Annotated in this window: 22 protein-coding genes; 19 read left to right on the top strand and 3 right to left on the bottom strand. The window is 42.9% G+C overall.

Translation table 11 applies throughout. From position 1 onward, the window contains the following. Positions 1-217: 217 nt before the first annotated feature. On the top strand, positions 218-1,435 hold the full coding sequence (locus tag ACZ5NL_RS00785; RefSeq protein ID WP_464842434.1) for a methionine adenosyltransferase: 1,218 nt from the start codon (positions 218-220) through the stop codon (positions 1,433-1,435). A 1-nt stretch (position 1,436) separates the two neighbouring features. On the opposite strand, the gene ACZ5NL_RS00790 is transcribed toward ACZ5NL_RS00785, so the two are convergent. After that, positions 1,437-1,565: a hypothetical protein gene (locus ACZ5NL_RS00790; protein WP_464842436.1), complete on the bottom strand. Its 129-nt coding sequence runs from the start codon at positions 1,563-1,565 to the stop codon at positions 1,437-1,439. A gap of 136 nt (positions 1,566-1,701) precedes the next feature. Here ACZ5NL_RS00790 and ACZ5NL_RS00795 point away from each other — a divergent pair, with 136 nt between their 5' ends. The 6 genes from ACZ5NL_RS00795 (at position 1,702) to trm10 (ending at position 6,261) form a co-directional block, all read left to right on the top strand. Beyond that, positions 1,702-2,256 carry an adenylate kinase family protein gene (locus ACZ5NL_RS00795; RefSeq protein WP_464842438.1) on the top strand — a complete coding sequence of 185 codons (555 nt, stop codon included), beginning with the start codon at positions 1,702-1,704 and terminating at the stop codon, positions 2,254-2,256. Further along, complete coding sequence (gene htpX, locus ACZ5NL_RS00800; protein WP_464842440.1) at positions 2,247-3,125, top strand: zinc metalloprotease HtpX; 879 nt, start codon at positions 2,247-2,249, stop codon at positions 3,123-3,125. The genes ACZ5NL_RS00795 and htpX overlap by 10 nt, the downstream gene beginning before the upstream one ends. Before the next feature lie 72 nt (positions 3,126-3,197). After that, positions 3,198-4,193, top strand: coding sequence for a hypothetical protein (locus ACZ5NL_RS00805; protein WP_464842442.1), 996 nt, complete (start codon positions 3,198-3,200; stop codon positions 4,191-4,193). A 23-nt stretch (positions 4,194-4,216) separates the two neighbouring features. Continuing rightward, positions 4,217-4,639 carry a hypothetical protein gene (locus ACZ5NL_RS00810; protein ID WP_156882076.1) on the top strand — a complete coding sequence of 141 codons (423 nt, stop codon included), beginning with the start codon at positions 4,217-4,219 and terminating at the stop codon, positions 4,637-4,639. Positions 4,640-4,689: 50 nt separating this feature from the next. Next, positions 4,690-5,067, top strand: coding sequence for a hypothetical protein (locus tag ACZ5NL_RS00815; RefSeq protein ID WP_042697605.1), 378 nt, complete (start codon positions 4,690-4,692; stop codon positions 5,065-5,067). A gap of 63 nt (positions 5,068-5,130) precedes the next feature. Continuing rightward, the gene (gene trm10, locus ACZ5NL_RS00820; RefSeq protein ID WP_464843506.1) at positions 5,131-6,261 is read left to right on the top strand and encodes a tRNA (guanine(9)-/adenine(9)-N1)-methyltransferase; all 1,131 of its coding nucleotides are present in this window, start codon (positions 5,131-5,133) and stop codon (positions 6,259-6,261) included. A 91-nt stretch (positions 6,262-6,352) separates the two neighbouring features. Here the strand turns inward: trm10 and ACZ5NL_RS00825 are convergent, their stop codons facing one another. Then, a complete protein-coding gene (locus tag ACZ5NL_RS00825) occupies positions 6,353-9,010 on the bottom strand; it encodes a valine--tRNA ligase (protein ID WP_464842443.1) in 2,658 nt (885 codons plus the stop codon). A 21-nt stretch (positions 9,011-9,031) separates the two neighbouring features. Between ACZ5NL_RS00825 and ACZ5NL_RS00830 the strand changes: the two genes are divergently transcribed. Continuing rightward, entirely contained in the window at positions 9,032-9,190 is a 159-nt protein-coding gene (locus ACZ5NL_RS00830) for a hypothetical protein (protein ID WP_464842444.1), read from the top strand. A 12-nt stretch (positions 9,191-9,202) separates the two neighbouring features. On the opposite strand, the gene ACZ5NL_RS00835 is transcribed toward ACZ5NL_RS00830, so the two are convergent. Beyond that, on the bottom strand, positions 9,203-9,952 hold the full coding sequence (locus tag ACZ5NL_RS00835) for a class I SAM-dependent methyltransferase (RefSeq protein WP_464842445.1): 750 nt from the start codon (positions 9,950-9,952) through the stop codon (positions 9,203-9,205). Between the two features lie 197 nt (positions 9,953-10,149). On the opposite strand from ACZ5NL_RS00835, the gene ACZ5NL_RS00840 reads away from it, so the two are divergent. The 11 genes from ACZ5NL_RS00840 to ACZ5NL_RS00890 all read left to right on the top strand — a co-directional run bounded on the left by ACZ5NL_RS00840 (position 10,150) and on the right by ACZ5NL_RS00890 (position 22,431). Further along, positions 10,150-11,691, top strand: coding sequence for an MBL fold metallo-hydrolase (locus ACZ5NL_RS00840; protein ID WP_464842447.1), 1,542 nt, complete (start codon positions 10,150-10,152; stop codon positions 11,689-11,691). Between the two features lie 3 nt (positions 11,692-11,694). Continuing rightward, entirely contained in the window at positions 11,695-12,036 is a 342-nt protein-coding gene (locus ACZ5NL_RS00845; protein ID WP_464842449.1) for a gamma-glutamylcyclotransferase family protein, read from the top strand. Between the two features lie 32 nt (positions 12,037-12,068). After that, positions 12,069-12,503 carry a hypothetical protein gene (locus ACZ5NL_RS00850; RefSeq protein WP_464842450.1) on the top strand — a complete coding sequence of 145 codons (435 nt, stop codon included), beginning with the start codon at positions 12,069-12,071 and terminating at the stop codon, positions 12,501-12,503. Position 12,504: 1 nt separating this feature from the next. Next, positions 12,505-14,280, top strand: coding sequence for a DUF2357 domain-containing protein (locus tag ACZ5NL_RS00855; protein WP_464842452.1), 1,776 nt, complete (start codon positions 12,505-12,507; stop codon positions 14,278-14,280). Beyond that, entirely contained in the window at positions 14,277-17,306 is a 3,030-nt protein-coding gene (locus ACZ5NL_RS00860; protein WP_464842454.1) for a hypothetical protein, read from the top strand. The genes ACZ5NL_RS00855 and ACZ5NL_RS00860 overlap by 4 nt, the downstream gene beginning before the upstream one ends. Positions 17,307-17,386: 80 nt before the next feature. Beyond that, positions 17,387-18,820: an ATP-binding protein gene (locus ACZ5NL_RS00865; RefSeq protein WP_464842455.1), complete on the top strand. Its 1,434-nt coding sequence runs from the start codon at positions 17,387-17,389 to the stop codon at positions 18,818-18,820. A 116-nt stretch (positions 18,821-18,936) separates the two neighbouring features. After that, positions 18,937-19,227: a ribbon-helix-helix domain-containing protein gene (locus tag ACZ5NL_RS00870; RefSeq protein ID WP_464842457.1), complete on the top strand. Its 291-nt coding sequence runs from the start codon at positions 18,937-18,939 to the stop codon at positions 19,225-19,227. Beyond that, positions 19,209-19,661 carry a putative toxin-antitoxin system toxin component, PIN family gene (locus ACZ5NL_RS00875; RefSeq protein ID WP_464842458.1) on the top strand — a complete coding sequence of 151 codons (453 nt, stop codon included), beginning with the start codon at positions 19,209-19,211 and terminating at the stop codon, positions 19,659-19,661. Before ACZ5NL_RS00870 ends, ACZ5NL_RS00875 begins: the two co-directional genes overlap by 19 nt. A gap of 246 nt (positions 19,662-19,907) precedes the next feature. Beyond that, a complete protein-coding gene (locus ACZ5NL_RS00880; protein ID WP_464842459.1) occupies positions 19,908-20,600 on the top strand; it encodes a CPBP family intramembrane glutamic endopeptidase in 693 nt (230 codons plus the stop codon). Between the two features lie 94 nt (positions 20,601-20,694). Continuing rightward, positions 20,695-21,204, top strand: coding sequence for a MogA/MoaB family molybdenum cofactor biosynthesis protein (locus tag ACZ5NL_RS00885; protein ID WP_464842460.1), 510 nt, complete (start codon positions 20,695-20,697; stop codon positions 21,202-21,204). Between the two features lie 36 nt (positions 21,205-21,240). After that, positions 21,241-22,431 (top strand): molybdopterin molybdotransferase MoeA, encoded by a 1,191-nt coding sequence (locus ACZ5NL_RS00890; protein ID WP_464842461.1) that lies wholly within the window; start codon positions 21,241-21,243, stop codon positions 22,429-22,431. The last annotated feature ends 5 nt before the right edge of the window (positions 22,432-22,436 follow it).

Consider the following 22,436-nt stretch of genomic DNA (forward strand, 5'->3'; position numbering starts at 1 on the left):
TGCGCCCGGCATCGTCCCCCAGATTCACAGCTGCCCAAAAGCTCCTCCGGTCGGGCTACCGGGCGTGTCGGATGCCAGTACAATATTTCACTGATGAGAATTTTAATTTTTCTCCCTTTAATAACTGTCAGTTATATCTCAGCCTCAATATCATGCCGAAAAATATATAAAGGCACCCTCAGACTATGCACGTAAGAATTCATTTGGGGTGATGATCATGGTTGAAAAGAGGAGAAACATCATTGTTGAAGAGCTTGTAAGGACTCCCGTCGAGATGCAGAAGGTAGAGCTTGTGGAAAGGAAAGGAATAGGACATCCTGACAGCATAGCCGATGGAATAGCAGAGGCCATTAGCAGGGCCCTCTCAAAAGAGTACATAAAGAGATATGGAATCATTCTCCACCACAACACAGACCAAGTTGAAGTTGTAGGGGGAAGGGCATATCCAAGGTTCGGCGGCGGTGAAGTGATAAAGCCAATATATATCCTCCTTTCAGGCAGGGCTGTTGAGTTTGTTGATAAGGAGATGTTTCCAGTCCATGAAGTGGCCATCAAGGCAGCCAAGGAATATCTAAAGAAGGCGGTTAGACATCTGGATGTAGAAGAGCACGTAGTTATTGACTCAAGGATAGGACAGGGAAGCGTTGATCTAGTTGGTGTTTTCAACAAAGTCAAGGAGAACCCAATACCACTTGCAAACGACACTTCCTTTGGTGTAGGATATGCACCGTTAAGTGAGACTGAAAGGATAGTCCTTGAAACTGAGAAGCTCCTCAACAGCGAAAAGTTCAAAAAAGAATGGCCCGCCGTTGGAGAAGACATAAAGGTAATGGGGCTCAGGAAAGGTGACGAAATAGATCTAACAATTGCCGCTGCTATAGTTGATAGCGAAGTCCAAAACCCGCAAGAGTACATGGGAGTCAAGGAGGGGATATACAACGCGGTTAAAGAGCTCGCTTCTCAATACACCAACAGAAAGGTTAACATTTACGTTAACACCGCTGATGACCCAGAAAAGGACATCTACTACATAACCGTCACGGGAACTTCAGCAGAGGCCGGAGATGATGGAAGTGTTGGTAGAGGAAACAGAGTAAATGGTTTAATTACTCCAAACAGACACATGAGTATGGAAGCAGCGGCTGGTAAGAACCCGGTCAGCCACGTGGGTAAGATCTACAACATCCTCGCCAACTTAATAGCAAACGACATTGCCGAGCAGATAGAAGGAGTGCAAGAGGTTTACGTGAGAATCCTAAGCCAGATAGGAAAACCAATTGACCAACCCCTTGTGGCAAGCATCCAGGCAATTCCAAAGCCAGGCTATAAAGTGGAACAGTTTGAAAAGCAGGCCTATGAGATAGCAGATGAGTGGCTTGCAAACATAACAAAAATCCAAAAAATGATATTGGAAAACAAAATTAACGTCTTCTAATTTAACTGGTGCTCTTTTTCATCTTTTCTTGCATAAGAATTCTCAAGATTCTAGCTTCCTCAAGCAATAGCTTTTCCTTTTGCTTCTTAATGATTTCAAGCTTCTTCTGCAAAAGCATATCATCCCTCATAGGAAATCACCAGAGTGTATACGTCTTCATTCCTTAAAAACCTTCCGCTTAATGCCTAAGTTTATATCGACAAAAGACGTAAAAAACCATATCTTTAAAAACCTTGGGTTAATAAATTAGATAGAGGTGAGAGAAAATGATAATCGCCGTGAGCGGGACACCCGGAGTTGGAAAAACAACTGTAGCAAAACTTCTGGCTGAGAAATTGGGTTACGATTACGTAGATCTCAGGGAATTTGCGCTAAAACAGGGTGTGGGCGAGATGAAGGGGGAAGAACTTGAGGTCAGCATTGATGAGCTTGCGTATCATGTTGAGAAAGAACTCAAAGACAAAAATGTGGTGCTTGACGGGCACCTAAGCCATCTAATGCCAGTCGACCAGGTTATAATCCTCCGCGCTCATCCAAAACTAATAGGTGAACGTCTAAAGGAGAGGGGATACAGCAAGGGGAAAATAGCCGAGAACGTTGAAGCAGAGCTCGTGGATGTGTGTCTTTTAGAGGCTATAGATGAAAATGAAAACATTATAGAGGTTGATACCACAGACAAATCTCCGGAAGAAGTAGTGGAAGAGATCTTAGACCTTCTCAACAGGGGCATAAAAAGGAGGATCGGCATCGTCGATTGGACTAAAGTATATGATGAGATACTTCCTTACCTAAAACTCGGAGGTGACGATGAATGGGTGTAGGTCTGTGGATTAGAACGGGGGTTTTAATGGCATTCCTCACCGGTTTATTAATGGCCATAGGCTACGTCCTAGGTAATGAGACCGGAATGCTCTTTGCCTTCATGTTCGCATTAGTAATGAACTTTTTCAGCTATTGGTATAGTGATAAAATTGTCTTAACTTGGTACAGAGCTAGAATTCTGGAGGAGGATGAAGCCCCAGAGCTTTACGAGATAGTGAGGGGTCTAGCCCAGGAAGCGGGTATTCCGACACCAAAGGTAGCAATTGTGCCAACTGAAACACCAAATGCCTTTGCAACAGGAAGAAATCCCAAACATGCTGTAGTTGCAGTTACTCAAGGTCTTTTGAGAATACTGAATAAGGATGAGCTGGAAGGGGTAATAGCTCATGAGTTAAGCCACATTAAGAATAGAGACATCTTAATTCAAACTTTAGCCGCTGTTCTGGCAGGAGCGATAATCATGGTGGCAAGATGGGCAGGGTGGATGCTATGGCTCGGGGGATTTGGAGGTAGGGACAGGGATAGAGATGCTGGCAGTGCTTTGGGAGCTATACTTTTAATAATACTTGCTCCAATAGCTGCAATGCTCATCCAAATGGCAATAAGCAGAGCAAGAGAGTACTTGGCAGATGAAACCGGCGCAAAGATAAGCGGAAAGCCATGGGCTCTAGCGAGAGCACTCGAGAAAATTGAATATGCTGTTTCAATGAGACCTCTCAAAGACGGAAACCCAGCAACGGCCCACATGTTCATTGTGAATCCATTTAGAGGCGTCAGCTTTGCAGAGCTGTTCTCAACACACCCGCCAACCCACAAGAGAATTGAGAGGCTCAGGAAGATCGCGGAAGAAATGGGAATTGCCTTCTGATTTTATTCCTACCTTTTTGAAACCATCGAAACTAATTTATATTTTTGGAGAATAACTGTATTGGAGAGGATAATGAAGCAATGGATTATACTAATTGTTGTGGCAATACTTCTTTTCTCGGCTTATTATGCCGGGACACTTAAGAGTAACTCTCAAACATGGGATGAAAACGATCTCCAGCTCTGGCGAATTAAAATCGAGCGCTTGGCCGCAAATTCCAGCTATGGGATCGGTGCAATATGGCTTGGAAAGGACAGCTTGGCAGGAGATAACTACATCCACATTGCAATAAGTCCATACGGAGATAAGGAAGCTCTTATAAAGGCAATTGAAGAGCAGGGCATCCCCCTTGAGGCAGTTAAAATTGAAGTTCGGGGAGAATACGATGAAGACTTTGTAAGACCAGAACCTGTTTGTCCCATAAACTATACCCATAGCCGGGCCGAAGAGGTTGAAGAGGATGTGAGAATATACACAAGCTTTGGAACAAGCGGGATGTACTACCTTAAGCTTTTATCCTGTGAGGAAGAAAGAAACAAGATAAAGCTCACCTTCAAGCTGTGGAAGTGTAATCCTGCATCTATTATATGCACCTTAGACCTCACATTCCCATCATTTGAAATCAAGTTTTTGAAAGACTATCAAAATGTGGAAGTTATAGTTTTGGCAGATACTTGGAAAGGAAAAAGAACCGGCATCTATACATTTGACCTCTCTCACAAGCCTCTTTGGGTTCTTTATGAAGGCTCCGAGAAAAGAGAGGAGATGTATATCTATAGAGACGACTGGATTAGAGTTCTTTATGCCCATCCATCAAAAGAAGCACTTGAAGAGATTGGCAGTCCTTACCTCCAGCTTTATCCTTGGGAGCTTTTTAAGAAGTATGGGTACAATCAGACGAGGCTTAATCAGGAAGTCTTGGCAATTGCGAAAGAAAAAGGATACATTGCGGAGGAGAAAGAACGGCTGGTATTTGTTTACGTTCCAGACTTCAGCAAAGAAACCCTGCAAAAGGTGGAGGAAGATTTTGGAGAGTACGTTCAGGCAGTAGTGCTAAGGCGTGAATAAATATCCAGCTTTTTGAGAGGGGCGTGTTTATAGTAACCTTTATTAGGGTTTTTGCTGAATTCTTTCGGGTGGTTGTCGTGATCCCCAGATGGGATCACAGACTCAAAGACCCTGAAAGCGTGGCATTCGCAATTCTTGACGTTTTAGCAGACTTCGAATCAGAAGGAAAGCTGAAGAACCTGCCAAAATCCAAAAAATTTCCAGTAAAAACAATACTGGCAATACTCCTCTTTAAACAATACTACAACCTACCTCTCAGAGACGCCCAGCACTACGGCAGAAAATTCTTCGGAGCAAACATTCACTACTCAACCCTCCACAACTGGGAGAAAAAGCTGAACCTCGAAGAACTGACAAACCACCTCCTGAAAAAACTCCAGAAATTACCCTACGCCAGCACTCAAGCAGACTCAACCATTATTACAAATAAAAAAAGGGCAGGATAGAAGTTCAGGCAATAACGAGAATCCTGCCGGGTTTACTGTATCCGGTTGCTGTGAAGATCACAACTTCTGAGAACGAGCTGATTGAACTCCTGCCGGGGGGTTCTGGGAATTTTTATGCTGATGGGGCTTATGATTCAAAGAAAGTTCTGAACACTGTGGTGGAAAAGGGTTATCGGCCGATTGTTAAGAAAACTAAGAACGCTCCAGGTGGTTTTGGTAGTAAGAAGAGAGACAGAGTGTTTTCTGAAGAAGAGTACAGGCGTAGGAATCCTCATGAGGGGTTCTGGGGTGCGTTTACAACGTGGTTTGGCAGTAGGATCCCCTGTTTTCTGAAAAAGACTACTGTAACCCGAATCCTGCTTGGGGTAATGTGTTATGGTCTGAAAATCCTCCTCAGAGTCAAATACTGTTTAAATAACAGGGGGTGAAACTAAACACGCCCTTTTGAGAGAAAACCTTAAAAACCCTCTTCCGAGCTCAAAACGATGACTATGAAAATGCTCAGTGACGTTTTCAAGGAACTTCTCATGGAAAAAGGAATAGACAAAATCGGAAGCCTCTCTAGGAGAGTGCCCAAAAGATCTTCAGAGAAACCACTCCAAGAAATTGCAATAGCTCTTCTTGAAGAGAGGGGAGTAATTGTAAAGGTAAAAGAACCTACAACAATAGCGTGGGACTTGGAAGGAAACCCCACAAAAGGGGCGCTTTTTGCATATATACCCTTGAATTCCTCCCATCTTGAAAAATTTGAAATTGCAATTACCGGTAAAGAACTTAAGGAAAAGCTCTCCTCCTACAGGTGGCCCTATTTCATAATAGACCTCATGCATTGGGAAAAGCATACGGAAAAAGAAAAGAAGAAAGTTGCCCTTCAGGCATCTCAAAGCTATGGCGTAATGAGGGATTATCTCTGGGGAAATAGGCTGGCACTTACATGGGTTAACGAGGAATTTAAGAAGATGGCAAACTTTCCTTTAGAAAAAGTTACAGCCTACGAAGGCCCAACGTGGGAATTTCTTGAAAGAAAGGGCATAGAGGAAGTGGTTCTCCTAGACCCCTGGGCTGAGAAAGATTTGAGCAAAGAGGACTTTTCAGCTGGTGCTTTTATAATCGGGGGTATTGTTGACACCGGAGGCACAAAAAAGAAGACTACTCCAAAGATTGGGGAAGAACTAGAAGAGAGAGGGATCAAGGTCAAAAGGAGAAAAATATCTTTAAGAGGGGACATAATCGGTGTTCCTGATAGGATAAACCTTATCCTTGAAATCTTGCTCAAAATGATTTTGGAGGCTAAACCTATGGATGAAGCTGTCTTGGAAGTTCAATCGCCCCTCCACGCAAAGTGGAGGCTGAGAAAAGAGTTGCCAAAACATAAGAAACGATTTTTAATAGACGGGAAGAAGTTTTTGGTGGTTGAAAAGGAGCTCTTCAATGAATACTCAAAGTGGCTCAACATAAGGTGGGAAGACTTCGTTCAAGTCTTGAGGGAGCTTGGCTTTGTAGCCCTAGAAAGAAAGAGAATCCAGCACCTTAATAAGATCTCAGTTCCGAGGATAATAAACGGCAAGCTCTATCGGGTCATTCTGTTGAAAAGGGCCGAGATGCTCTGTTATAATTGTTGACTTTTATCTATTTTCCGAACAAAGATATAACTTATGGTACCGTAAGCTGCTTACGCCTCCATAAGTTATCAAGAACTTGAAAACAAAAGAATCAGAAGAAGAGAATAACGGCATCTCCAACTACTGCCGTTTCTACCTCCTCCCCTTCGCTAAATACTGCTTTTCTGATAACAACATCTTCCTTGCTGAGCTCTACTTTTTGCCCCTCGACTTCAAACTCCACTTTACCTTTTTCCTTGAGGACCTTTGCCACATCTTCGGTGTTTTCCTTAAGATAGGCTGTGATTTTCGGCACCAGCTTTCCATACTTGGGCCCTACGCTCTTGAAGTTGGGTTTGATCTCCGTGATTCTCTCTTCTAGCTCCGGCTCGCCCTTGATTATTTCAAGCTTCTCGATGTTCATGGTTCCAGCAATGTCCTTTTCAATTGCCTTAAGCATCTCGTAGCTGTCCGTTGCGTAAATTGCCACGTGCTTGAGCTTGGCATTTAAAGCCAATCCATGAGAGTTCTTGTACCTCCTCATTGCTCCAATTATCTCGCTCGCAAGCCTTCCAAGTTTTTCGGCTTCTTCATCAATTCTGTCTTCCCTGTAGGTAGGCCACTCGAGAAGATGAACGCTCTTTGCACCCACCTTCTCTCTGAACATCTCCTGGTAGAGCTCCTCGGTTATGTGGGGTACAAGCGGTGCAAGCAGAAGCGTTATGTTGTAGAGGAGCTCATAGAGTGCTACCTTTGCTTTGAGCTTGCTCTCCTCGTCATCTCCGTAGAGGCGGTGCTTTATCATCTCGATGTAATCATCGGCCACCTCGTGCCATACGAACGTCATGAGTTCTCTTGTGAGAAGGTTGAAGCGGTATTTTTCAAGCTCCTCCGTTGCGAACTTTATTAAGCGGTGAAGTCTTGAGAGTATCCACCTGTCAAGGGGCTCAAGCTCTTTTGGTGCCTTTTCCGGGTCGAAGTCTTTGATGTGTCTCTCGGCAAAGCGGAATATGTTCCAGAGCTTCTGGAGGAAGCGGTAGTTGTAATCTACTATTTCCCACTTAAACGGATGGTCTTCTCCCGGTGGAGCTAGGGCTGTCCACAGCCTTAGGGCATCTGCTCCATACTTTGGAATAACCTCTTCAGGTGAGACAACGTTACCATAGCTCTTGCTCATTTTCCTTCCATCCGGACCGGCCACCATACCGTTGATAAGAATGTTCTTCCATGGTTTTTGCCCCGTTAATATGTAAGTTCTGAAAATTGTGTAGAATGCCCATGTCCTTATAATGTCCGTACCCTGTGGTCTCAGTGAAGTTGGGAAGTTGTGCTTGAACCACTTTTCATCTCTCTGCCACTTGCTTATCACGAGGGGGGTAATGCTCGAATCTACCCAGCAGTCGAGAACGTCTTTTACGCCTTCTAGGTTTGTGCTTCCACACTTTGGACATTTCTCTACCGGAGGCTTGTCAAATCTTGGATCTACTGGAAGGTCTTCTTCTCTCGCAGGGATTATCTCGCCACAGTCCTTACAAACCCAGAATGGAATTGGTGTTCCAAAAACTCTCTGCCTGCTTATCACCCAGTCCCAATCCATGCTCTCTGCCCAGTCCTTGAGCCTTAGGAACATATCTTCCGGATACCAATTAATCTGCTCTGCCACTTTAACTATCTCATCCGTAAGGTCTTTCACCTTTATGAACCACTGCTTCTTTGGCAATAGTTCGATAGGCGCCATACATGAGCTCCTCTCTGTATGCCTCAGCACGCGGTGGTGCACTTTCTTCTTCTTATAGAGAAGGCCCATCTCTTCAAGGTCTTTTGCTATAGCTTCCCTCGCCTCTTCGGTTGTTAGTCCCTTGTATTTGCCGGCGTTTTCGTTCATTCTGCCGTTTTCGTCTATAGCTATAATCACTGGCAGATTATAGCGCTTCTGCCACACAACATCTTGCTCGTCACCATAGGTACAGTTATACACTGCTCCAGTACCAAAGTTTGGATCTACGTCTTCGTCAGCCAGTATGGGCACTTCTCTCTCGAATATTGGAAGTTTTACCTTCTTCCCTACCTTGTCCTTGTAGCGCTCGTCATCTGGATGTACAAACACGGCAACACATGCTGGCATGAGCTCCGGTCTCGTGGTGGCTATTGGTATGTAGTCATCTTCTCCAGCGATGGGGAGCTTGATGTAGTAGAGATAACCATCCTCCTCCACATATCCTACTTCAGCCTTTGCCAAGCTAGTTCTACACCTCGGGCACCAGTAAACCGGATGCTTATCTTGGTAGAGGAGCCCTTTCTTATAAAATTCAAGGAGGGATTTTTGCACCAAAGCTTTGTACTCATCGTCCATCGTGTGGTATTCTAAATCCCAGTCTGCGGAATAACCTATTCTTATGAACTGGTTTCTCATGGCTTCAATTGCCTGCCAAGTCCATTCTATACACTTCTTAAGGAATTCCTCTGGCTGATCTTTGCTTATTCCAAACTCTTTCTCCACTTTAAGCTCTGTTGGCAGGCCATGGTTGTCAAAACCCTGAGGGAAGAGCACGTTATAGCCGCGCATTCTTTTGTATCTTGCTACAATATCAATCCAAGTGTGGCTGAGCACGTGGCCCAAGTGTAGGGTCCCGCTTGTAAATGGGGGTGGAGTGTCTATTGAATAGGCCGGTTTCTTTTCATCGAGTTCGTATTTGTATATCTTCTCATCAAGCCAGAATTTTTGCCATTTTGGCTCTATTTTCTCTGGTTCATAGCTCTTTGGAAGCATCATATCTCACCTCTTTTAGAGATGTTTAACCTATTAAAAGCTAGGCTTAAAAAGGTTAATCCTTCTGGCGGTGCATTTGAAAAAGAGTTCACTAACCAGAAAAAAGGGAATTTTTTAATGGGCTTAATAATAGGCGTAGCGATTGACGATATGCACCACCAGAAAATAAAGAGGATTTAGGGTTTAAAAAGTTTACTTAATCCCCACAAGCCAATATCTTCTGTCATTTGGCATGAGTTCCCTCTTCAGGTGGCCGTAGATTTTAACCTCACTGAAGTGTCCCTTGGCTAGAAGTCTCATTTCTCTTGGTGTGTAGATGTTGAGTTCATCATTAACAAAAAATGCATTCATTTCTCCGTTTGGCTTAATTATCTGCACTAGCCTCTTAAAGTGGAGCTTTTGGATTGCTGGTTCGATTTCACGCCAATCCGTGATTATTAAATTTTCCTCTCCTTTTTTCTCATCCCAGACTATTGGGCCATCACTTCCTCCATAGAACCAGCATGGAAAGTCTGCAATGAACACTCCTCCTGGCCTGAGCGCTCTGACAACAGCCTTAAAGAGCCTTTGAAGATTCTCTTCATCGAAATACATGATGCTGGAGAAGAACATCGTTACCGCATCGAATTCATTTTCAAAATTTATCTCAAGGGCATCTCCCTGAAGGAACTTTATGTTTAGTCCTCTCTCTTCGGCCTTTCGCCTTGCAACCTCAAGCATCTCTTCATGAAGGTCTAAGCCAACCACATCATACCCTCTCTCTGCAAGTTCAAGTGTGGGGATTCCAGTTCCACAGGCCAAATCGAGAACTCTCTTTACTTCTCGTTTTGCATCTTTTTCAAATATTTCCTCAACGGAGTCAATTTCTTCCTTAACCCTCTCGGCCCGTCTTTGATAGATGGTGTCATAATACCTTGCCAGGGTCGTGTAGAGCTCGTGCATGGAATCACCTTAGATTATTGGGGTTTGATTCTTTAAAAAAGTTAAGTACTTGCTGTTCCTATCTAATTTACTTTGGAGTAATTTACTTGGAAGTAAACTAAAATATTATGAAAAAACACCCTACGTTTTTTTCAGAAAAATCTAAATATTTCCAATGAAAAAATATAACTACGACCAGTTGTTGGGGTGTATTGGTAATGAAAATAACTATTTACGATGGTGCCGATACTATTGGTGGAACAAAGATTCACATTGAGGAGGGCGAAAAGGGCATTTTCTTGGACTTCGGAATAAATTTTGCAAAGTATTCTCAATATTATGAGGAATTCATAAGTGAAAGAACAGCAAGAGGGATTTACGATCTCTGGCATCTTGGCATGATACCAAAACTTGGTGTCTATCGAGGAGACCTAATCCCAAGGGATCTCTCTCCTGAAGTTGAAAAATCCCCACGGCCTAAAGTTAATGCAGTCCTCATAAGCCATGCTCACTTAGATCATGTTGGAAACGTGGCTCTTCTTGACAAAAACATTCCCATAGTGGGATCTCCAACGACGATATCGATAGTTAAGGCTTTGAATGACACTGCAGCTGGTGGGAGTCACTTTGGTATGGAATTGCCGTACTACAAAGTCAAGGTGAATAAGGATGAAGAAGGTTATGTCCTGGAAGCAGATAGAAAGTCTCACTACTTCTCGAGAGATATTATCCTCACTGAAGACTCACAAGACCTCTTAGATTTCCTTTCTTACAGGCCCGGGCAGGAATCTTCAAGAGCTAAGAAAATTTTGCCCGGTGATGTGAAAACCCTCAACGAGGAAGATTTAGGATTTGAAATTAAGGCCTTCAGTGTGGATCACTCAATTTACGGTGCAACAGCTTACATAATTGAAGGTGACATAAGCTTGGCCTATACTGGAGACTTTCGATTACATGGCAAAAATGGGGACAAGACTAGAAGGTTCATTAAAGAGGCCAAGAACTCGAGCATCTTCATAACCGAAGGCACGAGGGTGGGGCGGGAAGAGCATGAAAATGTTTCTGAAGAGGAAGTTTATAAGAATGCCCTAGAGATAGTTGAAGAGGCCAAGGGTCTTGTTGTGGCCGATTTTTCAGCGAGAAATTTCGAGCGACTTGAGACCTTTAAGAAGATTGCTGAGAAAACAGGGAGAGAGCTTGTGATAACTGCAAAGGATGCATACTTCCTTCATGCACTAAAGCTTGTTGATGGAGTTGACGGACTTTCAGGGCTTAAAATTTATGGGAACTTTAAAGCCACAAGACAGAAGTGGGAGGAAATAGTCGTCTGGGGCAATTACGCCGAGCAATACATTTCTCCATTTGAAATCAGAGAAGAGCAGGAAAACTACATTCTCTGCTTTTCATTCTACGATATGCCCCATCTATTAGATGTGATGCCCGGTGGAGGGGTTTACATTTATTCATCAAGCGAAGCTTTTGGAGAAGAGCAGGTATTCAGCTTTTTGAGACTCTGGAACTGGCTTCAGTATTTTGGTTTTGAGGTGTATGGGTTTAGAGTTGATCGCGATGGACATCCTCTCTTCCAGAGGGGCCTCCATGCTTCGGGCCATGTTTCGAAGGAAGAACTAAAGAATATTATTGATGAGATTGACCCAGATTATATTATTCCGGTTCATACGGAAGGGCCCGAGTGGTTTAAAGAGAACTGGGAAGAAAAAACCATTATTTTGAAAAATGGTGGTAGTTGGGAGGTTTAACAAATGTCAATTAAAATAGCCGTTTATGGGACTTTGAGAAAGGGGAAGCCTCTACATGGACATCTAGAAGATGCAATTTTCCTTGGGGAAGATTGGGTTGAGGGCTATGAGCTCTACGTGGATGGGTTGCCATATGCAGTTAGAGGAAATGGAAAGCTGAAAGTTGAGGTTTATGAGGTCGATGAGGAGACTTTCGAGCTACTCAACAACATAGAGGTCGGCGCTGGATATATGCCCGTTGAAGTTAACACGGAGTTTGGCGAGGCCGTTCTATGGGAGTGGAAGTATGAACCAAGTGGAGAAAGGATAGAGAGTAGAGATTTTGATGATGTTGGAATATGGTAGACGTGCGAAAAGTGCTCCGGAGGGTGTTTCGTGTGGGAGCTCCTGAAAGAGATCCAAATCGTGTTTTTGAGTACATAAAAGATACCGTGCTCCATCCAGAGAGACATCCAGAGCACGGGGAGGACTGGCTAAGAGCGGGAAGAAGGAGATTTTTACTCCTTAACATCATCTACTACATCCAGAATGTTATGGGAAGGGAAGAGGGGGCCACTAAGGAGGATCTGGAAGAGTTTCTTGCTGTACTCTATGAGGTGAACAGTGAGATGTTCTCTAGCATAATTAATCCATGGAAATCCTTGGATGATACTGTCAAGGAGCTTTTGGAGCAAAAACTAATCTTGCAGACCCCGAGGGGTGCATATCTCGTGAACGAGGAGAGAATACGGAATGAGAGGGATTTAATATACTGGAGAAGCGTGAAAAGAACATTTGATGAAGTTAATGCACAAATTGGAGGAAATATGTAAAATGGAAGAGAGTAAGAATAAAAATTTCATCCTAGAAGTGTCGCTTGACAAAGAAGGAAGATATCGTCTACAAGCCAGATTAAAAAATAAAAAAGAGAATGGAGGCATAATAAAAGATAATGGAACACTGTATCTATTTGAATGGCAGGAGTACAGGATTATTGGAAAAAAGGCGTTCACACTAAGGAGGGGGGATGAGAACTTTGAGGCAGAGAAGATTAATGAAAATACCTATATAGCAACATTTCAGTTCAAAAACTACGTGGGCAAGAGTTTCATAGAGATTTTCGAAAACGATCAATGGATGCTCAAAAAGCCCGTTGAAGTTCTTTCCAAGAAAGTTCTCGATATTATGAGTGTTAAGGGAAGGAGCCAAAAGATTGTAGATGCTCATAGGGAGTTCTACAACGCTCTCTTTGAAGACATTTTAAGGGCCTCTTCATCTCTGCCATTTTCTCTTTCCGCTCCGACAGCATTTGTGGCAGGAGAAGGGGATGAACCCGTAAATGAACTCTTTGCCCTCCATTACCTTCGCTCAAATAGGGAGCGCATACTTGAGGCATTTGAGACCGTACTGAGAAGAGTTAAGCGCAGGCTTGTCGTTGAGGAAGAGTGGATGAAGGCTCATGAAGTGGATGAGATAACTCCCGAAACTCTCATATCAATCATCCAGCACCCTGAATATCTCGCACCGGCAGGGGAAGGAATCCTCATAGCGGAGCACCTTAACAGGTACGCCCCTACAAGGGTTCTTGGCGTTAGGAAGTACGAGACTCCCGACACACCAGAAAACCGCTTTGCCAAATACTTCTTGAACTTGCTGATCGATTGGAGCGAAAGAGTTCTTGAGGTCTTCAGGAAGAATCCCTCTGCAGATCTTGGTTCAATTAAAGAGCTCCTCAGCGAGCTTGAGTTCCTCCGGAGCGACGGACTCTGGGAAGAAGTAGGAGAGATGGAGATCTTTCCCTACACCTCTCAGACGCTATTAAAGGGAGACGGGTACCGCGATCTTTTGGAGCTCTATAGGGAGTTCACTTCGTACATCCCCTTCTTTGAAGAGCTTCAGAAGGCGATGGACAACAAGGACATCGCCAAGCTCTACGAGTACTGGGCCTTCTTCAGGCTCGTTGAGGAGCTTGGGGGAATCCTTGGGAGGAAGAGACTTAAGATCCATGTGCTCCCCACCGGAGAGCTTTCCGAGAGGGGAGACATTTATGCTGAATTCGACAACGGCTGGAGGCTCTACTATAACAAGAGGCTAACTCCCAAGAAATGGAGCTATTCTGTAACGCTGAGGCCAGATTTCTCGCTCTTTAATGGTGATCCGAGGAGAGGTGCAGAGCTCATTGGAGTCTTTGATGCTAAGTTCAAGCTCGACGTGGTGGATGAGCCAAGGGAGATAGAAGAATTCGATGAGGAGACTGAAATAGTCGAGGAAACGGGAAAGTACGAGACTTGGGCTAAACTCGAGGATATTTACAAGATGCACACCTATAGGGATGCTTTGGGGTGCAAGTTCGCGATCGTGGTTTATCCTGGGAAGAAGAGTTTGTTTTTTGAAAAATCAAAACGTCATAGAGACACATTAGCAGATACAGGAGCAACAACACAGTTATTGTTAGTGACCAAGGTGGATAGGACCCTAAATGACAAAGACTATTTGACATTTAAGCTATATTCGTTCGATGTTAGTTTGAACTACGCTTTTAATCTTGAGAATCTGCTAAAGATGGAGGGTGTTGGTTATTTGAAGCTTATTCCGGAGGTGGGAGGATGATAAGCGAAAATGAACTTCGGGAGTTGATTAGAGAGTACTGTCGTACAGAATTTCACAAGGCGAAGAGTACATGGGCCGATAAAAACATTCAGGAGTTTAGACAGATTCTTAATGAAGTTAAGGATACAGGCAATTACGAGCTTCTAAAAAAGGCCATCCATCGTCTGCATTCTGGTAAGAATGCCCTTAGATTCTACTTTCGAACAATAGCAGATTTGGAGAACCTCTGGCAGAATTTCCTCAAAGAGATTGTTGAAACCCGTCCAGAGGAACTTTTAGAGAACATCGATGAACGCTTTGAAAAGTGGAAAAAGATAAACGGAGCAGGGAAGGGCCTTATTTCTGAAACACTGGCTTTTTATTACCCTGATTATTTTGTTCCCTGGAATAATGTTGTCGACTGGTATTTCCAAGAACTCGGATGGGGAAAGCCTACAAAATATTCAGAAGTCCTTTTCCGTTTTAAAGAGCTGAGGAGCATTTTTGAAGAAGAATGTAGTGGAGGAGAAGTTGATTTCGTGATAGTAGATCACTTCGGATGGTGGCTTCAGGTGAAAGTAGCAACGAAAGACCTGTCAAAGAATCTAGCATCACTATTAAAAGAACTCAAGGCGGCACATAAAGATGACTGGGCCTCAAAAGAGAAAGAATTTAAAGAATACCTTCAGAAAATAAAGGAATTGGCAAAGAAAGGAAACTCAATTACAGAAGGAGAGTTTAAAGAGCTTCTAAATATCATCAACAAGATTCACGAATTGCTAGGTATGGAGGTATTATGGTTGTGGGGAAGTGCAAAAGCTTCAGTTGAGGTGCCACGTGACATTTTGTCTAGGTCGGATTTTCAGGAACTAATGCAGATTGTGGAAGAAATCAACGACATAAAAGAGATCGAGATAGATAGCGAGATTATCAAGCTTATTCTCCAGGTAATGAGTGCTCCCCATGCCAAATTGTCCACACTAAGCTCATGGCTCTTTGTTTTTAATCCGAAGGTATTCTTTCCCATCCACAGTTACATAATGAGCGAAGAAACTATGAAGAGATTGGGACTGAATAAGTTCTGGGCCATTCAAAAATACAACAAAAAGAAACTCAGAAAAGTTACTGAGGAATATCTAAGGTTCCTAAGTGCTTTGAATATTGCTGTTGAGGAAGCTAGCGTCAAGGACATGAGTGAAGCAGTGTTTTATTTCACCAAGAAAGGAAGAAGAAACGGTAGCGAACCAATTACACTAAAGCACTACTTTGATTCACAGGGATACAGTTACCCTCCCCATTTAGTTTCTCAGTTTTACGTTGCTCTCAAGACTAAAGGTTTTGTGATCCTCTCAGGCCTAACTGGAACCGGGAAAACAAAAATTGCCCAGCAACTAGCCAAACTGCTAGATGGCTCCAAGAGGAACTTCCTCTTCCTCCCGGTTCGCCCGGACTGGCGCGATTCCAAAGCTTTGCTCGGTTACTACAACCCACTAACCGGGGAGTACCATAAAACACCCCTGTTGGAGTTTATTATTGATGCAATTAGGAACTATGTATTCTCCAAAGACTATCTACATACGCACAAAGTCTGGTTTATCCGGTGCGGGGAGGAAGGGAACCCAAACAAATACGCATCTACTGCATTGGGAAATGGTTACATCTCAATAGGCTGGAATGAGATTGAGGATATGAGAAAGTTATCTGATCAAGAATTAGAGAATCTAACCAGAACAGTGGATCCCTTAGGTCAGACGTTAAAGTTCTTCAAGGAGATTTCAAAAGGGGATATTATCCTTATGCCACTAGAAAAGAGCAGGAATCTTGTAGCAATAGGCATTGTTTCTAGTGATTACTACTATGTCCCAGAACCTACCGATAGTAATCCTCAGAAACACAGACGAGACGTTATGTGGCTAGGAAGTTTTGAGATATCTTTTGAGGGAATCCCTGTTACAATCCAAGAAGTTCGGGATGATACTTCCTTCTTAAACAAAGAGACCCTGCAAAGAATATTCACAAATGATGCAAAGCCCTACTTTGTTCTCTTAGATGAGATGAACCTAGCTCATGTCGAGTACTACTTTGCAGATTTCCTGAGTATTTTAGAGAGTGGAAGAAATAAACGTGGCTTCACTCGGGAAGGAATACCCCTACACGACAACGATAGAATTGAGATATTCGAAGGTATTCCAAAAAAGCTCTACCTCCCGCCGAGCCTCTACATCATCGGAACGGTCAACATGGACGAGACTACTTACTCCTTCAGCCCCAAGGTCCTTGATAGAGCCTTCGTGATGGAATTCCACGACGTTAACCTTGAGAAATATCCGCCAGATTCTGTTAATGAGGACAAAGCCGACGAGATTAAAAACACCCTCAGGACAGTCATTTTGGAGGATCTAGCCGGTTCTGGAAAAATGTTCCTTGCTCGCTCGAAAGAAGAGGCAAACAAAGCTGTGAAGGAATTTAAGAGCGAGCACTCTGATTACTGGAGCATCTTGATAGGGCTTAACAAAGCTCTCGAACCCTACGACATGCACTTCGGCTACCGTATCGTTGACGAGATTGCACTGTTCTTCAAAAACGCAAAAGAAAGCGAGGAAGCCAGTATAGTTAAATTCGAGAACGATGACGAAATCTTTGACCTCGCCATACTCATGAAAATCCTACCCAAGTTCCACGGCAACAGGAAGAGGCTGGAAAAGCCCCTACTAAAAGTCCTAGAGTTCTGCATTGAAAGGGAATTTGAAGTAAAATTCAAAGAAAATAACAGCGAGAGGACATTAAAGATAACGAGAGATCTCGAAAACCTCAACAATAGCGCAATAATTGAAATGCTTACAAACTGGGAGAAGAAAGGAGACGAAAAGGATACTAAAAATGAGAAGAGCAATGAGCCAGAAGCTAAGGGTGAAGTTGTTGATGATAAGGGTAATGATGATAAAAAGGTGGAGTATGGGAAAAACTTCCGCTTCAAGCACACCGCTAAGAAAGTCCTACGCATGCTCCGCCAGCTCTACGAGATAGGGTTTGCCAGCTTTAGCTGAATTTCACTTCTTTTAGCCATTTTGGCAGAACCATTATCTTTAAATAGTTTACTTACAAGTAAATTACTGGTGAGTAAATAATGTTCATCAATAGAGAAACGGAACTCAATCTTTTGAGAGACCGAGTGAAAAGCGATAAACCAGAGTTTGTTGTAATTTACGGAAGGCGGAGAATAGGAAAAACTGCACTCATATTAGAACTAATTCGACGACATGGAGGGATTTATCTCCTGGCAAGAGAAACAAGTGAAGCAGATAATTTAAAACGCTTTTCAGAGAGAATTGCGGACTATTTTGATGATGATCTCCTTAGAAAAAACCCATTCCAAAACTGGGACGCATTCTTTGAATATTTGTATCAGAAATCAGGTGATAGACTTATAGTTGCCATAGATGAATTTCCATATTTGTTAAGAGGAAATAAGGCTTTAGCATCAATTCTTCAGGAGTACTGGGATTTAAAACTCTCTAAAAGCAAGATTTTCTTGATAATTTGCGGCTCATCAGTAACCATGATGGAGAAACTTCTAGGATACAAAAGCCCAATCTATGGCAGAAGAACCGGCCAACTTAAGCTTAAACCAATGGATTTCTTCAGTGCAAGAAAATTCTTACCTAAATACTCTCTTGAAGATTCTTTAAGAGCTTATGGGATACTTGGGGGAACTCCTGCATATTTGCTTAAGTTTGACGATAAAAAGAGCATTGAAGAAAATCTCTTAAGTTACTTTAGATCTGACTCTTTCTTGTATCAGGATGCACTCTTTATTCTACGAGAAGAGCTTGATGAGCCCAGAAACTACTTCGCTATTATGGAAGCAATAGCAAAAGGAAGAACTTCTCTTGGAGAGATTATGAATGAAACTGGCCTTGATAGGTCGACTGTTGGCAAATATCTTTCAATTCTCATTGATCTTGATCTTGTGAAACGGGAAATACCAATAACAGCGAGCTGGAAGAGTAGAAAAGGGAGGTACTACATAAATGATCCCTACTTCACATTTTGGTTCCGCTATGTGCTGCCCAATGTGGACTTAATTGAGACAGGACAAGGAGATTTGTTAGTAAAGCTGGTCATGGAAGACTTTGATCAATATCTTGGCAGAATCTTTGAAGAGGTTGTGAAGCAATTCTTGATTAAGCTGAACAGGGAGAATCTTTTGACCCCATCTTTTACTAAAATAGGACGGTGGTGGCATAAGAACGAGGAGATTGATCTTGTTGCATTAAATGAGCATAAAAAGAATGCCCTGTTTGTTGAGGTTAAGTGGAAAAAATTGAGTGAGAAGGAAAGCAGGAAAATTTTGAGGGATCTGATGGGAAAAGCCCAACTTGTTGGGTTGGAAGATTGGGAAAGATACTACGGCTTAGTTGGGAAAAAGATTAATGGAAAGGAAAAATTAAGAAGTGAAGGATGGTTAGTGTGGGATTTAGAGGACTTTGAAACTCTGGGCGGGAGTTTCACCAAAAAGCAACGATCTGAAAAGACACGTGCAAAGTTGGGATCTGAATAATCTCAAAAGTAAAGACGAGGCTTTAAAAATTTCTCTTTTGTCTATTAGGAGAGTGTCAAGTTATTCATCAAAAGGTTTTTATAGTTTGTCAGACAATAGTATGACGGGGTGAAGGAATGAAAACTGTTAATGAGAGTAGGTTCACAATAAGACTACCGAAAGCATTGATAAAAAGCATTGATGAGCTCGTGGAAGAGGGTGAATTCGCCAACAGAAGCGAGTTCGTGAGGTATGCAATAAGAGAAGCCCTAGTAAGGCTAGCCCTTACAAGAAGGATAAGTAAAAGAGAAGCAAGAGAAATATGGGAAGAATACAAAGCCAAAGCAGAAGAAGTTCCAGAAGAGGAGATCGAGGAAGTCTTAAGAGAGGTCGACAAGGAGTGGAAGAAATGGAGCCAAAGGTCGTGATTGACACAAACGTGGTAATATCGGCCGCAATAAATCCGAAAGGAAAGCCGGGAAAGATCATTGACATGATAATGGATGGGAAGATAACCTCGTACACCTCACAGGAAATCCTGGAAGAGCTGGGCTTTAAGTTGTTATCGGAAAAAGTGTTGAAATACATAGGGGATGCTTCCACTGCATTAAACTTACTCCTGAGCTTTTCTACAATGTCAGTTATTGTAGAGCCGAAAATACATTTTAACGTGTCCCCCGATAAAGGGGATAACAAGTTTTTTGATGTAGTTTATGAGGCAAAAGCAGATTACTTGATCAGCGGGAACATAAGGAATATAATAAACCTGAGAAATAGAGACAAAGAGTTTAAGCTCGGCACTCATAGGTTCAAGATTCTAACACCAAAGGAATTTGTTGAAAATTTTACCTCTTTCCTTTGAAAGCCTTGTTCTTCAAGACGGAAAGGAGGCTAGTCAGGAACAAAAAGAGTTAAGTATTTTGGAGTATTATTCAAAACTGTGGAGTATTCCAAAAAATGCTGAAGCAGATATTAAATGAGAATCGCATAAGAAGGCATAAGTATGAAAAAATCCAAATCTGGGGATAAAAGCCTTTGGCTGTTTTTTGTAATTGCTTTCGCTTGGTCATGGTTATTTTGGATACCTGAAGTTTTATGGAATTATCGCTTGTACCTTGCGCCATTTGGCCCTTTTGTAGCTGCTTTTGTTCTAACCTATCTGAATGAGGAGAAAGAAGGAGTGTTAAAGTTACTTAAAAGGGGAATAGACTACAGGTTTCCTAAGATATGGTACATCCCAATTTTTCTGTTAATGCCCGTTATTACAGGTGTTTCTCTTTTGCTAGTTATGCGGAGTGGAGAAAACATTTCTGAACTAAGTGTGCTATCTAAGCCTTGGGTGATTCTGGGAATTTTTGTTTATATACTCTTTCTAGGAGGCCCCCTCCAAGAGGAATTCGGGTGGAGGGGATACGCATTACCCCGTCTTCAGGCAGGTCATAATGCACTTGTTTCAAGTGTGATACTGGGAGTATTATGGGCCTTTTGGCATTTACCGCTGAATTTCATGCCCGATAAAGCAGGGCCCCAGTATGAGGCCGCCCTATCGATGTTTCTGGGATCAATTATCACAATGGTTTCGTTATCAATACTGTTCACATGGCTGTATAACAATACCGGAGGCAGCATTTTTGCCGCCTTGCTCTTTCATACGATGATTAATCTGTCGGCCTTTGTTGTGGCCCCAGCTGTTTTTACAACAACCATCGGACCTTTCTACTATGGGATGTTGGTAACCTTTGCTGCTATAGCAGTGGTGATAATCTATGGGCCTCAAAGGTTGGTCCAAGAACGTGATTAATTAATGGCTGGTCAATTCTCTCCCTTGGTGTAACGCTTAGCTGTTTTGAAAAAAGTTATTAACCTTCTAGCCAAATGTTAAATGGGTGTATAAAATGGGAGTTGAAGAGCACAAAGCTAAAGCCCCTAAGAAGTTTAAGTTCGCCGTTATAACGGTCAGCGACACAGCGAGCCTCGGAAAAAGGGAAGACCTGAGCGGTTATTACATCATTGAAGAGCTGAAAAAAGAGGGAAATGAAAACGTTTATTATGCTATAGTGCCCGATGAAAAGCTTAAGATAATAAAAGCTGTAGTCGAAGCCCTTGAAAAAGCCGATGTTGTGATCACCACGGGAGGAACTGGGATCACGAGGAGAGACGTCACCATCGAGAGCTTAAGGCCACTCTTTGATAAAGAACTTGTTGGTTTTGGTGAGATTTTTAGACTCAAGAGCTATGAAGAAGTTGGAACTGCAGCAGTTCTAAGCAGAGCAACCGCGGGGATAATAAGGGATAAAGAAAGCAAAGTGGTCTTTTGTCTGCCCGGCAGTTTGAATGCAGTAAAAACTGCACTTGAGATTATTAAAAAAGAAGCCTATCACATACTCAAGCATGCAAGGGAGTAGTTAGAGGTTATAACTTAAAAGTTAGAAGGTGATAAAATGAGAGAGTTTAAACAGCTGACCCCTTACAGGAAAGCCCTTGAGATGATGCTGAACGACATAAAGGAGATCGAAGAAACTGAGGAACTTCCTCTCGACGAGGCCCTTGGGAGAGTTCTTGCCGAAGATATAGTTTCGCCAATAGACCTGCCGCCCTTTGACCGTTCTGCTGTTGATGGATATGCCGTTAGGGCTGAAGATACATTTCAAGCAAGAGAGTACTCTCCAGTGGAGCTTGAGGTCATCGATGAGATAACAGCAGGAATGGAGAGCGAAAAGGAAGTCACCAATGGAAAAGCGGTGAAGTTGATGACGGGTAACAAAATGCCAAAGGGTGCTAATGCGGTCATTGAGCAGGAAAAGGTGAAGAGGGAAGGCAACAAGATTTACGTTCTCAGACCAGTTGCACCGGGGCAAAATGTTGCCTTCAAGGGTGAAGACGTGAAAAAAGGCGAAGTTGTCCTCAAAAAGGGCCACATCTTAAGAGCCCAAGATCTTGGGATGCTCAAAGGTCTTGGAATTAAAGCCGTTAAGGTGAAGAGAAAGCCAAAGGTGGGGATAATAGTCACTGGAGATGAGCTGATAGAAGAGCTTGATGAAGAAGCTTTAAACAAAGGGAAAATCTTGGAAAGCAACTCTGCGATGCTGAAGGGCCTTGTGAGAGAATACTTTGGCGAACCCATCTTTTATGGTGTAATTCCGGATGATGAAGAGCTAATTGGGGCTACAGTGGAGAGGGCGAAATGCGAGTGTGATCTCGTTTTAATAACCGGAGGAAGCGCCTTTGGAGAAAAAGACTATGCCCACAAGTTCGTCAATCTGCTTTTCCACGGGTGCACGAACAAACCAGGGAGGCCAATAGGTTATGGAGAGAGGGTTTTTGTCATGAGCGGCTATCCTGCTGCGGTATTTGCCCAGTTCCACCTCTACGTCAAATATGCTTTGGCGAAGCTTGTCGGGGCAAACTATAAGCCAGTAAAGGTCAAGGCAAGGCTCAAGGAGAAAGTGCCATCATCACTAGGAAGGCACGAGTTTGTGAAGGTGTACTATGAAAACGGCGAAGCTACACCAATCAAAAAGAAGGGAAGCGGGATAATGAGCGCAATAGTTGCCAGCAACGCATACCTTGAGATTCCAGAGGACAGTGAAGGATACAGAGAAGGAGAAGAGGTATGGGTTACGCTTTATTGATCCAA

Source organism: Thermococcus aegaeus (assembly GCF_055393685.1).

Coding starts and splice junctions, on each gene's coding strand:
- ACZ5NL_RS00865 (WP_464842455.1), top strand. CDS start 17,387: ATGTTCATCAATAGAGAAACGGAACTCAATCTTTTGAGAGACCGAGTG.
- ACZ5NL_RS00790 (WP_464842436.1), bottom strand. CDS start 1,565: ATGAGGGATGATATGCTTTTGCAGAAGAAGCTTGAAATCATTAAGAAG.
- ACZ5NL_RS00855 (WP_464842452.1), top strand. CDS start 12,505: ATGGAAGAGAGTAAGAATAAAAATTTCATCCTAGAAGTGTCGCTTGAC.
- ACZ5NL_RS00875 (WP_464842458.1), top strand. CDS start 19,209: ATGGAGCCAAAGGTCGTGATTGACACAAACGTGGTAATATCGGCCGCA.
- ACZ5NL_RS00805 (WP_464842442.1), top strand. CDS start 3,198: ATGAAGCAATGGATTATACTAATTGTTGTGGCAATACTTCTTTTCTCG.
- ACZ5NL_RS00870 (WP_464842457.1), top strand. CDS start 18,937: ATGAAAACTGTTAATGAGAGTAGGTTCACAATAAGACTACCGAAAGCA.
- trm10 (WP_464843506.1), top strand. CDS start 5,131: ATGAAAATGCTCAGTGACGTTTTCAAGGAACTTCTCATGGAAAAAGGA.
- ACZ5NL_RS00845 (WP_464842449.1), top strand. CDS start 11,695: ATGTCAATTAAAATAGCCGTTTATGGGACTTTGAGAAAGGGGAAGCCT.
- ACZ5NL_RS00830 (WP_464842444.1), top strand. CDS start 9,032: ATGTTTAACCTATTAAAAGCTAGGCTTAAAAAGGTTAATCCTTCTGGC.
- ACZ5NL_RS00795 (WP_464842438.1), top strand. CDS start 1,702: ATGATAATCGCCGTGAGCGGGACACCCGGAGTTGGAAAAACAACTGTA.
- ACZ5NL_RS00835 (WP_464842445.1), bottom strand. CDS start 9,952: ATGCACGAGCTCTACACGACCCTGGCAAGGTATTATGACACCATCTAT.
- ACZ5NL_RS00825 (WP_464842443.1), bottom strand. CDS start 9,010: ATGCTTCCAAAGAGCTATGAACCAGAGAAAATAGAGCCAAAATGGCAA.
- ACZ5NL_RS00885 (WP_464842460.1), top strand. CDS start 20,695: ATGGGAGTTGAAGAGCACAAAGCTAAAGCCCCTAAGAAGTTTAAGTTC.
- ACZ5NL_RS00860 (WP_464842454.1), top strand. CDS start 14,277: ATGATAAGCGAAAATGAACTTCGGGAGTTGATTAGAGAGTACTGTCGT.
- ACZ5NL_RS00840 (WP_464842447.1), top strand. CDS start 10,150: ATGAAAATAACTATTTACGATGGTGCCGATACTATTGGTGGAACAAAG.
- ACZ5NL_RS00785 (WP_464842434.1), top strand. CDS start 218: ATGGTTGAAAAGAGGAGAAACATCATTGTTGAAGAGCTTGTAAGGACT.
- ACZ5NL_RS00890 (WP_464842461.1), top strand. CDS start 21,241: ATGAGAGAGTTTAAACAGCTGACCCCTTACAGGAAAGCCCTTGAGATG.
- htpX (WP_464842440.1), top strand. CDS start 2,247: ATGGGTGTAGGTCTGTGGATTAGAACGGGGGTTTTAATGGCATTCCTC.